This is a genomic window from Psychrobacter sp. Ps7, assembly GCF_022129225.1.
Taxonomy (GTDB): Bacteria; Pseudomonadota; Gammaproteobacteria; order Pseudomonadales; family Moraxellaceae; genus Psychrobacter; species Psychrobacter immobilis_A.
On record NZ_JADQAH010000025.1, the window covers coordinates 1 to 15,317 of the forward strand.

12 protein-coding genes are annotated in these 15,317 nt (G+C 41.7%); 7 read left to right on the forward strand and 5 right to left on the reverse strand.

Annotated features, from left to right (window positions below; all coding sequences use genetic code 11):
• The first annotated feature begins 360 nt into the window (after positions 1–360).
• Positions 361–1,875 carry an outer membrane protein transport protein gene (locus I3257_RS09335; protein ID WP_238049556.1) on the forward strand — a complete coding sequence of 505 codons (1,515 nt, stop codon included), beginning with the start codon at positions 361–363 and terminating at the stop codon, positions 1,873–1,875.
• Positions 1,876–2,709: 834 nt separating this feature from the next.
• Here I3257_RS09335 and putP read toward each other — a convergent pair.
• Both putP and I3257_RS09345 read right to left on the reverse strand, forming a co-directional pair.
• The gene (gene putP / locus I3257_RS09340; RefSeq protein WP_045446819.1) at positions 2,710–4,209 is read right to left on the reverse strand and encodes a sodium/proline symporter PutP; all 1,500 of its coding nucleotides are present in this window, start codon (positions 4,207–4,209) and stop codon (positions 2,710–2,712) included.
• Between the two features lie 477 nt (positions 4,210–4,686).
• Positions 4,687–5,559, reverse strand: coding sequence for a LysR family transcriptional regulator (locus tag I3257_RS09345; protein WP_045446822.1), 873 nt, complete (start codon positions 5,557–5,559; stop codon positions 4,687–4,689).
• A 459-nt stretch (positions 5,560–6,018) separates the two neighbouring features.
• Here I3257_RS09345 and leuC point away from each other — a divergent pair, with 459 nt between their 5' ends.
• The 6 genes from leuC to I3257_RS09375 all read left to right on the forward strand — a co-directional run bounded on the left by leuC (position 6,019) and on the right by I3257_RS09375 (position 12,577).
• Complete coding sequence (leuC, locus tag I3257_RS09350; protein ID WP_238049557.1) at positions 6,019–7,437, forward strand: 3-isopropylmalate dehydratase large subunit; 1,419 nt, start codon at positions 6,019–6,021, stop codon at positions 7,435–7,437.
• A gap of 25 nt (positions 7,438–7,462) precedes the next feature.
• A complete protein-coding gene (locus I3257_RS09355) occupies positions 7,463–7,927 on the forward strand; it encodes a hypothetical protein (RefSeq protein ID WP_238049559.1) in 465 nt (154 codons plus the stop codon).
• A 47-nt stretch (positions 7,928–7,974) separates the two neighbouring features.
• Positions 7,975–8,625 (forward strand): 3-isopropylmalate dehydratase small subunit, encoded by a 651-nt coding sequence (gene leuD, locus I3257_RS09360; protein WP_238049560.1) that lies wholly within the window; start codon positions 7,975–7,977, stop codon positions 8,623–8,625.
• Between the two features lie 141 nt (positions 8,626–8,766).
• On the forward strand, positions 8,767–9,528 hold the full coding sequence (locus tag I3257_RS09365) for a hypothetical protein (RefSeq protein ID WP_238049562.1): 762 nt from the start codon (positions 8,767–8,769) through the stop codon (positions 9,526–9,528).
• A 300-nt stretch (positions 9,529–9,828) separates the two neighbouring features.
• Positions 9,829–10,932 (forward strand): 3-isopropylmalate dehydrogenase, encoded by a 1,104-nt coding sequence (gene leuB, locus I3257_RS09370; protein WP_055124339.1) that lies wholly within the window; start codon positions 9,829–9,831, stop codon positions 10,930–10,932.
• 433 nt (positions 10,933–11,365) lie between these two features.
• Positions 11,366–12,577 (forward strand): L,D-transpeptidase family protein, encoded by a 1,212-nt coding sequence (locus tag I3257_RS09375; RefSeq protein ID WP_238049564.1) that lies wholly within the window; start codon positions 11,366–11,368, stop codon positions 12,575–12,577.
• 304 nt (positions 12,578–12,881) lie between these two features.
• Here the strand turns inward: I3257_RS09375 and infA are convergent, their stop codons facing one another.
• From infA to I3257_RS09390, 3 genes are all read right to left on the reverse strand, one after another.
• Positions 12,882–13,103 carry a translation initiation factor IF-1 gene (infA, locus tag I3257_RS09380; RefSeq protein WP_045446828.1) on the reverse strand — a complete coding sequence of 74 codons (222 nt, stop codon included), beginning with the start codon at positions 13,101–13,103 and terminating at the stop codon, positions 12,882–12,884.
• A gap of 121 nt (positions 13,104–13,224) precedes the next feature.
• Positions 13,225–14,064, reverse strand: coding sequence for a tRNA pseudouridine(38-40) synthase TruA (gene truA, locus I3257_RS09385; protein ID WP_238049565.1), 840 nt, complete (start codon positions 14,062–14,064; stop codon positions 13,225–13,227).
• A 73-nt stretch (positions 14,065–14,137) separates the two neighbouring features.
• Positions 14,138–15,238, reverse strand: a complete 1,101-nt coding sequence (locus I3257_RS09390) for an asparaginase (protein WP_238049566.1) — start codon at positions 15,236–15,238, stop codon at positions 14,138–14,140.
• Between the last annotated feature and the right edge of the window lie 79 nt (positions 15,239–15,317).

Genomic DNA, 15,317 nt, shown 5'->3' on the forward strand with positions numbered 1-15,317 from the left:
TCTCGCTTGTGCCTATATCTGGCTGAAATTATGAATGTTCAACACGCCCTAATAAAAGATTAGAGTATTTTAGAATTATTAAGTTATAACAGATAAGTATCTGCCTGCTATCTCTAAAAAATACTGAGAGCAATTTAAAAAATATCAGAATAAAAAACTAGATATTAGTTTTGTACGTGTATCTTATTTGTACTGTCCAGTCATATTCGGGAAATAAAGCACTTTAATTGTTGTTTTAGTGTCAAAAAGGCATTAGTATTCATCTCAGGACACGACTTTTATAATCATAAAGTTATGCGCAGCAATGCTAAATATTGATTATTTAAGTAGTAAAACAACAAGGACGTTTGGAGATACACAATGCGCAATACTTTTCATTTAAAAACCCTTGCAGTAGCGATTGCCGCTTTTTCTGTAGCTAGCGTAACCAATGCTGCTGGTCTTGACCGTTCAGGTCAGGATGTCACAGCCTTCCTCCAAGATGGCACCTATGCTGAAGCTGTTTACACCTATATCGATGCTGATGTTAGTGGTTATGATAATGGCCGTGTCGCTACCGATGATGCAGGTTATGTTCAAGGCAATAAGACTGGCGATATCGCTGAGTATTACGATTTCTTCCGTTATGGCGTAAAAGCGGATGTCAACGATACGTTTAGTGTCGGTATTTTATATGATGAGCCATTTGGTGCAGCAGCAGCTTACACTGGAGATAGTAACTTTACAGGTGCTCCAACTGCAGCAATAGATGGGCTTATCGCCTCACAACTAAACGGAAAAGTTCCTGGGCAAACAATTACTAGCGCTGAAGGTCTCGATACATACGTTACAGGGGTTCAACAACAATTAGAGACGGGTAGAGAGCAAGTTAGACAAGCTGAAGCAGCCATTGCAGGAAACCCGGCTCTTGAACCAGTTTTACGTCCACAGATTGATGCCGGTAAAGCACAAATTGCAGCCGGTGAAGCACAGCTAGCTCCTTTAGAAGGGTTAAATGGTTATGCTGCTGGTCAGCTTGCTAATAATGAAGGCACGAACGTTGAAGTACGTTCTGAAAGTATCACGGCTATTTTAGGTGCCAAATTTGGTGCTAATAAAGAGTTCCAAGTTTATGGCGGCCCCGTTGCTCAGCGGATTCAAGCTGATGTCAAATTGCGTGGCAGTGCATATGGACCTGCCACTGGTTATACCTCACATATTAGTCCAGATCAAGACTATGGTTATATAGTAGGTGCATCATATAGCAAACCTGAAATTGCTTTAAAAGCGGCGTTGACCTATCGTTCAGAGATTGATCATAGTATGAAGATCGCTGAAACGTATCCGTTAGCAGGTTTATTAGCGGGTGACCCAGCAGCAGCCAGCCAAACTACGGCCATGGAAATCACTACACCGCAGTCAGTAAACTTTGATTTTCAAACCGGTATTAACCCAACAACCTTAGCCACTGCCAAAGTACGCTGGGTACCATGGAGCGACTTTTCTATTGTACCGCCGTTATATAATCAAGTAAGTAAAAACAACCCTACCTATGGTCCTGATGGATTAGCACTCGTAGAATATGATGATGATCAATGGCAAGTAGAGCTTGGTCTTGCCAAGCGTGTTGCGCCAGCGCTTGCAATTAGCGGTACCGTTGGTTGGGATAGTGGTGCTGGCAACCCTGTCACTTCGTTAGGTCCTATTGAAGGCTATTACAGCGCTGGTTTGGGTGCAAAGTATAACGTGACAGAAAACTGGGCAGTATCAGCGGGCGGCAAATACTTATGGTTTGGTGATGCAAAAGGTCAGTTACCGACTAAGCAGATAGTTGGTGATTTCCAAGATAATGATGGATATATTTTTGGTGTGAAATTATCTTACCAAGATAATTAATAGCTATTGATTGTCATTAATGATGGATAAATGAAAGAGCGACTCTCAGTGGGTCGCTTTTTTAATGGATGATCAAAATAGGAGTTGATAATAAATATTTTTGTTGATGCTATGAAAAGTCTGCTAGCAACAGACATAACCATAATTGCCATAAAATAACATCAAATCAAAAAAAATAAAGTGTTCATAAACTTTTAAGAGAAGTAACAGGTTCTTTTGACAGCTTTTTTTAGACGATTTCTAAGACGGCAGTGATTGGTTTCTTGCCCGCAATTAAACGATATTTGCCTCAAACATAAGCCACAACATCATTGAATTATTACGATCATAAGTATATTTCAGCTGAAATATACGCTTCTTGAAACACACTTAAGTCCAAGACTCATTGACCTCTCAGCGCTAACAGTATGTCTTCTTATAGGTGATCTTATACATCGATGTCTTTATGGCGCTCAGTACTTTGCCGATGCTAATAGACATTATAACGGCAATATCTCTAACTTATTAGCCGTACATTAGTAGTTATGCTTACCATCGCTTTTTATACCATTTTTCTTCAAGTTCAGACTGGGAAAGTCGACGCAGTTGCTATCTATTGGGGTTTTAATTACCCCAGGCTGTGAGCCTTCCTTTATTACCTCAGAATACTTTCTCATACAGCATCATGTTTTTTTAAAATATAACTGTATATTGAATGGTTATAATTTAATCATTTATTTACCTTCGAGATTTGAATTGCGTTATCAATTTATGTATTAGAGCTAATAGCTCTCAATAAAAAAACCTCGCCAATGATGGCGAGGTTTTTTTATAGTGATAATTATATCGATAAGCTTATTTATTTAAATTGAGTTCCATTTCTTTAAATTTCGCAGTAACAGAGGCTTTTGGACCGCCTGTCATGATACTTACCGCAAAAATGGCGATTGTACTTAAGATAAAGCCTGGAACGATAGCATATAACCAGCTATTGAGTGCCATGCCGTTCATCTGGAAAGGACCGTAAATCCATAGAATAACCGTCAATGCACCAACGACCATACCAGCAACTGCACCATTACGGTTCATACCGCGCCAGATTAGGCTGAAAATAACCAACGGTCCAAATGCGGCACCAAACCCTGCCCAAGCGTTAGAAACCAAATTCAATACTGAGCTTTCTGGATTAGACGCCAGTAAAATGGCAACAACGGCGACAATGATTACGGAAATGCGGCCGACCAATACTTGACGCGCCTCAGGTGCATCTTGATCAAAAAACAACTTATAGACATCTTTAGTCAATGAGCTTGATACCACCAATAGCTGTGATGAGATGGTACTCATAATCGCAGCTAAAATTGCCGCTAATAAGAAGCCTGAAACCAATGGATGGAATAAAAACTGCGTAAATACTAAAAAGATGGTTTCAGGATCATCTAAAGTCATCGCTGTCTTTTGCACATACGCACGACCAGCAAAACCTGTCATCAGTGCCCCGATAAGGCTGACAATCATCCAGCTCATACCGATGTTACGAGCAGTAGGGACATCTTTGACTGAGCGAATGGCCATAAAACGTACAATGATGTGTGGCTGACCAAAATAACCTAAACCCCATGCCATCAATGACACAATACCAAGGATACTCATACCATTAGTAATGTTAAGCAAGCTCGGATCGATATTTCTAACCGCTTGAGTGGTGGCTGAAATACCACCCAAATCAGTGAAAGCGACGACAGGAACAATGACCATCGCAAATAGCATGATGATACCCTGTACAAAGTCAGTCATTGAAACGGCTAAGAAACCACCGAATAACGTATAAGCAACGACAACGCCAGCGGTGACCCATAGACCAGTGCTATAAGAAAGATTGAGCGAGCTTTCGAAGAGTTTACCACCGCCTACTAGGCTTGCAGCAGTATAAACCGTGAAGAATAAAATGATAACCACGGCTGAGATAACACGCAGCATGTGCGACTTATCTTCGAAGCGGTTGGCGAAATAATCGGGTAGAGTGATGGCATTGTCAGCCACTTCGGTATAAACGCGAAGGCGCGGTGCCACGATAAGGTAGTTTAAAAATGCACCAAGTGTCAAACCAAGTGCGATCCATATACTCACGACACCGTCAGCATACATATAACCGGGCAAGCCAAGTAGTAACCAACCTGACATATCTGATGCACCTGCCGATAGTGCAGTGACTGCTGGACCTAAACTGCGTCCTCCTAACATATAGCCTTCAGTATCATTGGCTTGCTTAAAGTAAGCATAAATGCCAATACCAATCATCACTAAAAAATAGGCGCCAAGTGATACCAGCACGCCACTAGAAACTCCGTTCATATAAATTGTCCTTAACCAACATGGTTGGCGGTAATTATTTTAACTATAAAGATTAAGTGTTATAAGACGATGTCCCAAACAATATCTAAAGACGAAAAAAGCCATTAAGTAGGACATAATGGCTTTTATTCAATATCTGCTGTTAGTTTTATATGATTGATGCTGTTCTAGGGCTAATACGAATTCGCAGTGTTTAGAGGTCAATAAGAATGTCATATTACATCATATCGATTGCTCGCATTTGCGACTCATTTATCAGTATCGGCCACCTATATAACCAATCATTTAAAACCATTAAACCTACTATTAACCATCATATATTACTCGAAGTGTTCAATATATGACTATCAGTGTTCTTATAGTAAATTTTTGTTATAAAAACAACGTCAAGCGTATTATAACGCATGAGGGTCATAAATGCGAATAGCGTGCTTTTTAGATTCCATAGCACGCTCTAATCATCGTTTAGCGAGAGTCTTATTCAATAGGCGCTAACAAGTCTAACAAAGCTGTAACGCTGCTAGATTGCGTCAATTTCGGATTGATAACCACACCCAAATAGCGTTGTAACTCTATATTGTCTGCCATATCGATACGTTCTAAATCTTGACTGATCATCGTTTGCGGTAATACAGACCATCCCAGACCAACAGAAACCAACATGCGAATAGACTCAAGAGGATTGGTGCTCATCGTGGCATAGGGTTTCAGATTGTGCTTAGCAAATTCAGCCAAGGTAATTTGACTGGTAAAGGTGTTGGCAGACGGTAAAATAGCAGGATAGCGTGCCAATTGCTCTAGTGTCACATTAGATTTGGTCGCTAAAGGCGATAGCGTACCTGTCATAAAGTAAAGAGGGTCTGACCATAGCGTATGATAGGTCAAGCGCTTATCATAAACGGGCGGCAGTGTTAAAAATGCTAATGATAAATCGCCATCGAGTACGGCTTTGTGCGCTTTTTCTGAATCAACAAAATGTACTTCTAGTTGTACGGCAGGATAAGCTTGGATAAAATGCTTAAGTACAGGCGCTAAATGGTGCAAGCCAATATGATGACTGGTACCGATCACTAATTTGCCAGATACGATATGCTGAGAGTGTTGCAGATTAATCTTAAAATTCTCATAATCTTCTAGCCAACGCTTGGCGTGCGGCAGCATTTCATTGGCTGCTTGGGTCGGTACAATGCCGCGTCCCACCGTATCAAACAAAGTAATGTTGAATTCATCTTCCAAATTTTTGATGCGTTTACTGACGGCAGGCTGTGTGATAAACAGTTTTTCTGCGGCACCTGAGATGCTGCCAGTGTGCATAACGGTAACGAATGTCGTCAAGTTTGTGGTGTTCAAACGGATGTCCTTAGCTACTTTGCGAGCTATAAATAAAAGTTGGCTGACCCAATCACAATGTATTAGAAATAAAAGTTTGCGTCTGGGCAAAAATCATCAATTATTATTATAGGATTAGCCTGCTATAATCACAAGACATCAAGACGTATTGTGACATATTTATTCTATTAAATTGACTATTCGCAGCTCATCGCAGGTTTTAAGCGCTGATAATGGTCATCAATGTAAAATCACCAATATAAAAATATCGATTTTGATACAAGCGCCGCTGACGATGCCGCTGCGTATAAAATTTTTACCATAGACTATAGTCGAGTCAACTTAAAAGTAGTACAAGGCAACCGAGTGTAGATGTATATTTAATACTTCAAGCGAGGTTAACGCAGTAATACTTTTATAGTGGAATGACTATAAGCAAGTAAAAAAACCAGTAATTAGTAACTAATAAAGGATAGCAACATGGCAGGTCAAACGTTATATGACAAACTTTGGAATGCTCACGAAGTCACCAAGCGTGACGATGGTTCGAGCCTGATTTATATCGACCGCCATCTGTTGCATGAAGTGACCAGTCCGCAAGCATTTGAAGGCTTGGAATTAGCCAATAGAGCACCGTGGCGCCTGTCGGCTAATATCGCCAGTCCTGATCATAACGTACCCACAGTCACTAAAGAGCGTTTAGAAGGCGTGCCTGGAATTAAGGATAAAGTATCACGCTTGCAGGTAGTAACCTTGGATGAAAATTGCGCCAAATTTGATATCGCTGAGTTTACGATTAATGATGCTCGTCAAGGCATTTTACACGTCGTTGGCCCTGAGCAAGGTTTGGTGTTACCGGGTATGACGGTTGTTTGTGGTGATTCTCATACCGCTACTCATGGCGCGCTGGGCTGCTTAGCGCACGGTATCGGCACATCAGAGGTTGAGCATGTATTGGCAACGCAGTGCTTAATTCAAAAGAAATCAAAAAATATGCAAATTCGTGTCACTGGTAAGCTTGGTGCTGGCGTGACTTCAAAAGACGTGGTACTTGCTATCATTGCAAAGATTGGCACGGCTGGCGGGACAGGTCATGCTATCGAATTTGCTGGGCAAGTATTTGAAGACATGAGTATGGAAGGTCGCATGACCGTTTGTAACATGGCGATCGAAGCGGGTGCTCGCGTGGGTATGGTTGCGGTCGATGACACAACCATCGAGTATGTCAAAGGTCGTCCTTATGCGCCAACCTCTGAGCAATGGGCGCAAGCGGAAGCTTACTGGCGTACCTTATATTCAGATGATGACGCGGTATTTGATACTGTGGTTGAGTTGGATGGTAGCCAAATAGCGCCACAAGTCTCTTGGGGAACCTCTCCTGAAATGGTTGTTGATATCACGCAGTCAGTACCAACTCCTGACCAAGCCACTGATGAAGCGCAAGAAGAGGGCTGGTTACGTGCTTATACCTATATGGGTTTAGATGCTGGGCAAAAGATTACCGATATCCAGCTTGATCGTATTTTTATTGGTTCATGTACCAATTCGCGTATCGAAGATTTGCGTGATGCCGCCGCAGTCATTAAAGGTCGTAAAGTCGCTGACAATATCAAAGAAGCCATCGTTGTGGCAGGTTCTGGGCAAGTGAAGTTGCAGGCTGAAGCAGAAGGCTTAGATGCCTTGTTTACTGAGGCTGGATTTGAGTGGCGTGAGCCGGGTTGTTCGATGTGTCTTGCCATGAATGCGGATAAGCTTGAGCCACAAGAGCACTGCGCTTCAACGTCTAACCGTAACTTTGAGGGCCGTCAGGGCAATGGTGGTCGTACGCATTTAGTCAGTCCAGCGATGGCAGCAGCGGCAGCATTGGCGGGTCACTTTGTCGATGTAAGAACGTTTTAACTTTGCATTTCTATAGAGCATAAAAATGAAAATGCTGTTTGTTTTATTTTGCTTATTGGGTAGCTCTCAGCTAGCGATGGCTAGTGATTACTGTAATGGAAGATTTGCCTATTGTGTCGATGTGCCAAATCAACTGATATGGTTGCCTGAGGCAGATAATGGTGATGGTCGTCATTTTAAGTTACCCAATTCTAATGCCACTATTTTGGTCTTTGGGAGTAATACACCAACTGTTTTCTTTTATACCGATAGTGATTATCTAAAAGAGAAGCAGCATCGATATAAAACAGGAATGACAGTTACTTACGAGCTGTTAAAAGATAAAACCTATACAGCAAGCGGCTATAGAAAAGACGGTCAAGTTTTTTATCATGTTATTAAAGTTAAGGATGGTCAGGAAGCAGTATTACATCTGAATTATCCTGAAAGTGAAAAAACTAAAATGACAAGTATTGTTAAACAAATGGCACGCTCTTTTGAGATTCATTAGACCGTCAAAAAATTTTACGTTAGTAATTGATACTTTAAGGAAAACTCATGCAAGCTTATAACACTCAAACGGGTATCGTTTGCCCATTAGATCGTGCAAACGTCGATACCGATCAAATTATTGCCAAGCAGTTTTTAAAGTCTATTAAACGCACAGGTTTTGGCGTCAATCTTTTTGATGATTGGCGTTATCTTGACGAAGGCTATCCGGGTCAAGACAATAGCACCCGCGTTATCAATCCAGAATTTGTGCTAAATAAGCCGCGTTATCAAGGCGCGACGATTTTGCTGGCACGCCGCAACTTTGGTTGTGGTTCTAGTCGTGAGCATGCGCCTTGGGCGTTGTCTGAATATGGTTTTCGTACGGTGATTGCACCAAGCTTTGCCGATATTTTTTATAACAATTGCTTTAAAAATGGCATGCTACCAATTGTCTTGGACGAGGCAATTGTAGATACATTAATGAAAGACACGCTTGCTAATAAATGCTATGAGCTAACCGCAGATCTTGAACGCCAAGTCGTCGTCACCTCAACAGGTGAAGAATATGCATTTGACGTAGATGCTTTTCGCAAACATTGCTTGTTAAATGGGCTTGATGATATTGGTTTAACCTTGCAGCAAAGCGATGCCATTAAAGATTATGAGCATAAGATGATGCAAAAAACACCATGGATATTTAACGATGTACGAGCATAAATCATGAATCTGCAAGCCATTACTCATAAAACTGCTGAACAGTAATAATGTAACGTTGAGTTATGGCGGTGAACTGGCTAAAATGAAGGGTAGTTTTTTTACGATATTTTATTATTTCTCTCATAAATAGTAGCCGCCATTATGAATAAAAAACGTTATGTTTTATGGACAAGTACGGTTGTTGCCGCAAGCTTATTATTGTCAGGCTGTCAGCTATTGACTGGGTATCAGAAAATAGATGAGGCAGAAAACGCCAAAGCATGGGCAGGTAAGATTCAACCGATTGCGGGTGAAGTCAATATTGCCTGTATAGGAACTTATCATTGTGAAATCGCAAGGATAGATAAGACACGAGTGATAGGGGCTGATACGCATGAGCCTATCAATCCTGCCATGCTGGTCGCGATGAAAGATATGAGTGCAAAGGGCAAAAGTCATACCAGCAGTCATACCAACAATAAGCATGCACAAACATCAATGCATGCAAACATAGATATGACACCACTCGCTCATAAAAATGAGATTAAAATTGTACCTTTGTCTGCCTCAGGCATGCCGGGTCTAACCAATTATTATGCGCGGGTAAAACCTGCAAAACGCGAAGTACAGGTGAATTTCTATCCAGAAAACAATCTGGGCTATGTTGAGCGTTTTACTTTAATTCACGATTTTATTGAGGCGGATACTTATCAATTACGGGCTTATCAGAAAAAGTCTAACGATAATTCTGGCAGTTTATTAGACACCGCTTCACCACAGCCGCTATGTGTTGATCTGTATCAAGGCAACACTGTACAGCGCCGATTTTGTAAAGAGCTGTCTGCTGAGCATCAAGGAGAGTTTGTAGAAACTCGTATCGTGAAAGCATTGCCTGCATCATCGAAAGTAAAAGCCAAAGCTTAAAGCCTATTTGATTTTCAAAAATAGTAAATTGATCACGATTTTTTGTGCTATTGAAGGCACTAAAATCGTTTTTAGGAAAATATCGTAAATTTGTAGTATTAGGGTGAGTCCTCAATCCAATTGATTATCCTCTAAATGAGTTAAAAATGGCTAAATTTTGCCAAACATCGTTGAATAGCGTATCAATATCTCGATATTATTTGCGCTACTTTCCTTGTTTGACGGCAATTTTTATCACCATTTTTAAAATGAGGATATGCCCTAACATAAATAAAAAACTACCTACCCACAAGGATTAGTATGGCAACGATTTTAACATTAGCGGGCGATGGTATCGGTCCCGAAATCATGACTCAAGCCATTGACGTACTGAATGCGGTCAATAAGAAATTTGCGTTAGATTTGACACTTGAATCTGGATTGATTGGCGGTGTGGCCATTGACGCAACGGGTGAGCCTTTGCCAGATGAGACGCTAGACCGTGCCCGTGCAGCAGATGCGGTATTGTTAGGGGCGGTCGGTGGTCCTAAATGGGATGGTATTGAACGCAGCAAGCGCCCTGAACGTGGTTTACTTAAAATACGTGGTGAGCTTGGTTTGTTCGCTAATCTACGTGTGGCAAAGCTTTACCCGCAGTTGGTCAATGCGTCTAGTATCAAACCTGAGATTATTTCAGGCTTGGATTTGCTTATCGTTCGTGAGTTAACGGGTGGTATCTATTTTGGTGAGCCACGTGGAATCCGCACACTAGAGAATGGTGAACAGCAGGGCTACAACACCATGGTCTATAGCACAAGCGAGATTCAGCGTATCGGTAAAGTTGCTTTTGAATTGGCAAAAACGCGTGCGCAAGCAGCAGGCACAGCAGCGAAAGTTTGCTCAGTGGACAAGGCAAACGTATTAGAAGTCACCGAACTGTGGAAGCAAACGATGACCCAAATGCAGCAAGCAGATTATAGCGACGTGGCGTTATCGCACATGTATGCTGACAATGCTTGTATGCAATTGATCAAGAATCCTAAGCAGTTTGATGTCATGGTGACAGGCAATATGTTCGGTGATATCTTGTCTGATGAAGCTGCTATGCTCACTGGATCTATCGGTATGTTGCCATCTGCCAGTCTTGATGAAGCAGGCAAAGGCATGTATGAGCCCTGTCATGGTTCAGCGCCTGACATTGCTGGGCAGGACAAAGCCAACCCATTGGCGACTATTTTATCGGTTGCGATGATGCTGCGTTATACTTTTAAGCAAGAAGCAGCGGCACAAGCGATTGAGCAAGCAGTGAGTGATGTCCTTGATGACGGTTTGCGTACGCTTGATATCTTGGACAGTAGTGAAGCTGGATTGAAGCAAGTAGGGTGCCAAGAGATGGGTCAAGCAGTGTTGGCTAAATTACTCTAGTCCCACTATGGTGATATAGATTGAATTTTCCCCTGTTTTATTTCGATAGGGAAAAATTCTCATATTTGTCGTTTATCGTCGTTCTAAACCCATAGTTTGCTCAGCAAATTATGGGTTTTTTTATGTTTATTATTAATCGCTTTCCAGCGGTAACATACTAAACCAGATAGTTGTAAAAAAGTACTTGTTTTAACACAGACACCGCAGGACAAGGGCTTTATTAACATAAAGCTGTTATATGCTCACAAGGTAATATGACACTATTAACAGCTTACAAACCACTAGAATCTCAGACTTTCACGTTAGAAGAGAGCTGATGAAAAGGTGTTTGAGTAAAGTTGGTTATGAAGGCGTTACAACTCAAAATAACAAGCCTTGATGACAACATAACAAAATAAAACTTATTATTTTTATAAAAAATTAGGAGCATGAGGTGTATCAATTAAAAAAAATCAGCACAGCAGTAGCGATGATTGGTTTTTCTACGGCAGTTTTCATGGGGCAGAGCGTTGCAGCACCACTGGATAGTGTCAATGCTAACAATCAAGCAACGACCAATAACTCTGACAACCAAACACCGACCAATAACGATGAAGCCAGTATTAGCAAAAATAATGCTAATAATGCTAATAAGGCGAATGCTAATGCTATTGAAGAAGTCAGCCCTGTGACCAATGGCGTTAGCCAAAAGCTAGCACGTGATAGCAAAACCGCAAATGCTTCGAACAAATTCCTACCTACTATCAAGTATACGACAGACAATTTATCAGTTGCTGCGCAAAAGGTGAATGATGCCACTTGGAAAAAGGGGATGAATATCGACCGTGTCATTGGTACTAAATTGCAAGCCTTATTAAATTGGCATCACAATGGTGTAGGCCCTGTTGATGGTTATTGGGGCAAAAATACCCGCAAGGCCATGCAAGCGTTTCAACAAGCAAATGGTTTGGCAGTCACTGACACGCTAAACAATGAAACATGGCAAGCGCTGACAAAGAATGAAGAGCTCACGGTGCAGCCAGTGCTAGTCAGCTATCAGATAACTGATGCGGATGTTAATATTAAAATTACAGAAATACCAGCTGGTGCTGAAGCCAAATCCAAACTTGAGGGATTGTATTACGAGAGCATCATAGAAGGGCTAGCAGAAAAATTCCATATTAGTGAAAGCTATCTCAAAGCGTTAAACCCTAAGGCTAGCTTTACGGCGGGTGAAACCATCACAGTTTATAATCCCGGCAATCCAAATACCAAGCCTGTCAGTCGAGTCGTTGCTGATAAAGCCACTGAAACGCTATATGCCTATGATGATAAAGACAACTTAGTTGCCAGCTATCCGACCACAGTAGGTAGTACGGCAACACCGTCACCAACAGGGACACATACGGTAGAGGTGAAGGTACATGAGCCTAATTATACTTATACTGCTAAAGACGGTAGCAAATCTATTCTTCCACCTGGCCCTAATAATCCAGTGGGCTCGGTATGGATTGGGCTTAGTAAGCCTTCTTATGGTATTCATGGCTCACCAGATCCTGATCGTATTAGCCGTCAAGCCTCAGCGGGTTGTATACGCCTGACAAATTGGGATGCACTTGCTTTGCTAGGGGTGATTCAAAACGGTGCGACTGTTGAGTTTAAATAGTGCCTCACTACTTCTCAATCATGCTACTTATTAATCATGATTTGGAAATTTAAAAGTAAGTCAACTCATAAAATTTAGACAAAAAAATACCGCTGAAATTTAGCGGTATTTTTTATGATAAAAACAAATAACTAAGACTGAATCACTAAAATATTGATAGGCAATAATGAGCAGGTTAGCATTTTCATTATTATTATCAGTTAAACCACCCAAGCGTCTATACCAGCTATCAGCGAAAAGAAGCCATTTAGCAACCGGCTGTATTTATATAAATGCTTTTATAACCATTTTAGTTTATAAGAAATTAGTTTTTGCCACGATAAGTAATACGACCTTTTGATAGGTCATAAGGTGTCATTTCGACCTTAACTTTATCACCTGTCAAGATACGGATATAATGCTTACGCATCTTACCTGAGATGTGAGCAATGATTTCGTGTCCGTTTTCTAAACGAACTCTAAACAGGGTATTCGGAAGGGTGTCAATGACTTCGCCTTCAAATTCAATAATATCGTCTTTTGCCATAGTTGGTATCAATCAATTAAAAATAAGCCCATATTATACGTAAGTTAGCGGATTAAAGCAATACAGCACTAGGTTTTTACTTGACAGCCTGTAACCGTTATGTATGCCAACTTCTATTTATTCAGTCAGGTAAATTTAGCCAAATGGGGGTTAAAGGAGCATTTGGCAGTCGTTGTTGAAAATGTTCAGGATAGTAAGCATTGATAAAATATAGACCATCACCAGAGGCAGTAGGCGGTGCGATAGTACGATCTTTTTTGGCTAAAATATCTAAAAAGGCTTCTGGCTGCAACTCGTGTCGACCGATGGCATACAAGGTGCCCATTAAGTTACGAACCATATGATGCAAAAATCCATCTGCTTGAATATCAAAAACGATAAACTGACCATGGGCAAAGAGTCTTGCGTGACTGACTGAGCGTACCGGTTGATTAGACTGGCAAGCAGCGGCGCGGTAGCTACTAAAATCGTGAGTACCGACGATCTCAGCCGCCGCCAGTTGCATCGCTGCTAAATCGAGCGGTTCATAGATATGAGTGACTTGGTGATTCAAAATAGCAGGGCGCTGTGCTTGATTCAGCGTGATGTAGCGATAGCGACGGGCAATGGCACCAAAACGCGCATGAAAGTCGTCAGGCATAGGTTGAATCCAGCGCAGGGCGATATCATCAGGTAATAGGCTGTTTACTCCGCGCAGCCAGTTATGAGTAGGACGATAGGCACGTGTCGTAAAGTGGGCAATCATATTGCTGGCATGAACGCTTGCATCGGTACGACCAGCCGCGACGACCTCTACCGCCTCATTTGCGACTTTACCGATAGCGGTTTCTAATGCTTCTTGTACGCCTAATACTTCTCGTTGCCGCTGCCAGCCATGATAGCGCGTCCCCAAAAACTCAATTGCAATGGCTAATGTATAGGTTGGGGGCGTTTCAGCGTTGATGCTGTTAATCTCGGACATGTTAATCTCGGACATGGTTGGTATTGGACATTTTCGTATTGGCGCTTATAAAGTAAACATATTTAATGATAGTCTAACGTTTTTTGATAGTGGTGCTCGCCTGATTGACATTGTTCAACCAGCGTTGTCTGCGCCGAGTGGGATTGTCATAACGCAGCAATAGCCATAATAATCGTGCATAGATAGCGGGAATCGTTAAGCGTCCGCCAGCAATCACATGATACTCATATTGCCAACTACCAGCCGCATAGCTGTCACTGACACCACCAAATGGAGACTGGCTAGCGCATATCACCATGTGGCCGTTTTTATAAGCAAGCTCTAGTGCCTCTGCTAGCGCTTGAGAATAAGGAACATTACCTGCGCCAAATCCTAACAGGATAATGCCACATGGCGGCTGTGATAATAATGCCTGTAGCTGGCTAGTCATTACCTCAGTGTCGTTTGGCAAGCAATATAAAGCATGAATGCGTGCTTGCTCAGCTCGAGATCCGATATGGTCAATCATTGCTTGCTGATCATCGAGCCAATGCTGGCGGCGGGTATCCGGTAAGTTTTTGATATAACTATTGGCAGGATAGGCGGCTCTGGAGTGACCCGTAAATGCCATCAAATCATGGCTATGAATTTTTTGTACCGTTTGCGCAGGCCAAGACTCACCGCCAAAAGCAATCTTCACACCCGACTCACCAGCAGCAGCCAGTTTTAATGAATCGCTGAGATTATACCATGCGTCGCTATGGTCATCGATATCATAGGAATGTATCACCTCGCTGTCTAACAATGGGCGCATACTACCAGTGACGACTATACAAATATCACTGCCAGCAAATGCTTCTGCTAAAAACGCACCCAAATAACTCAAAGTATCTGTACCAGTGATGAGCACAAAACGCCTGTCGCCTTGTGCATAGGCTGCTAGCAAAAGCTGATAAAAATGTACAAAGTCGTTAGGGGTAAGTTGGCTACTGTCTTTAATTAAGGCATTATCCAGCCATGAGATTTGAGGCAAGTGGTTAGCGTTATCTTGGTCAGTCAATAGCTTTTGTAAAGTCGGTAAGAATATTTCTGCTGATAACGGTGCTAAGGGTCGTCCATAGCTACCAAAAGTACCGCCAGCATAAATGAGTTGGACAGGATTGGATAATGTATTTGTCATAGCAGAAAATGGCATAGTATGAGCCGTAATAAAGAAGTATGTGATAAAAAAGAGAGTTTAAGGTTGGATGCTAATAGCTAATAGCGCTCAGTAA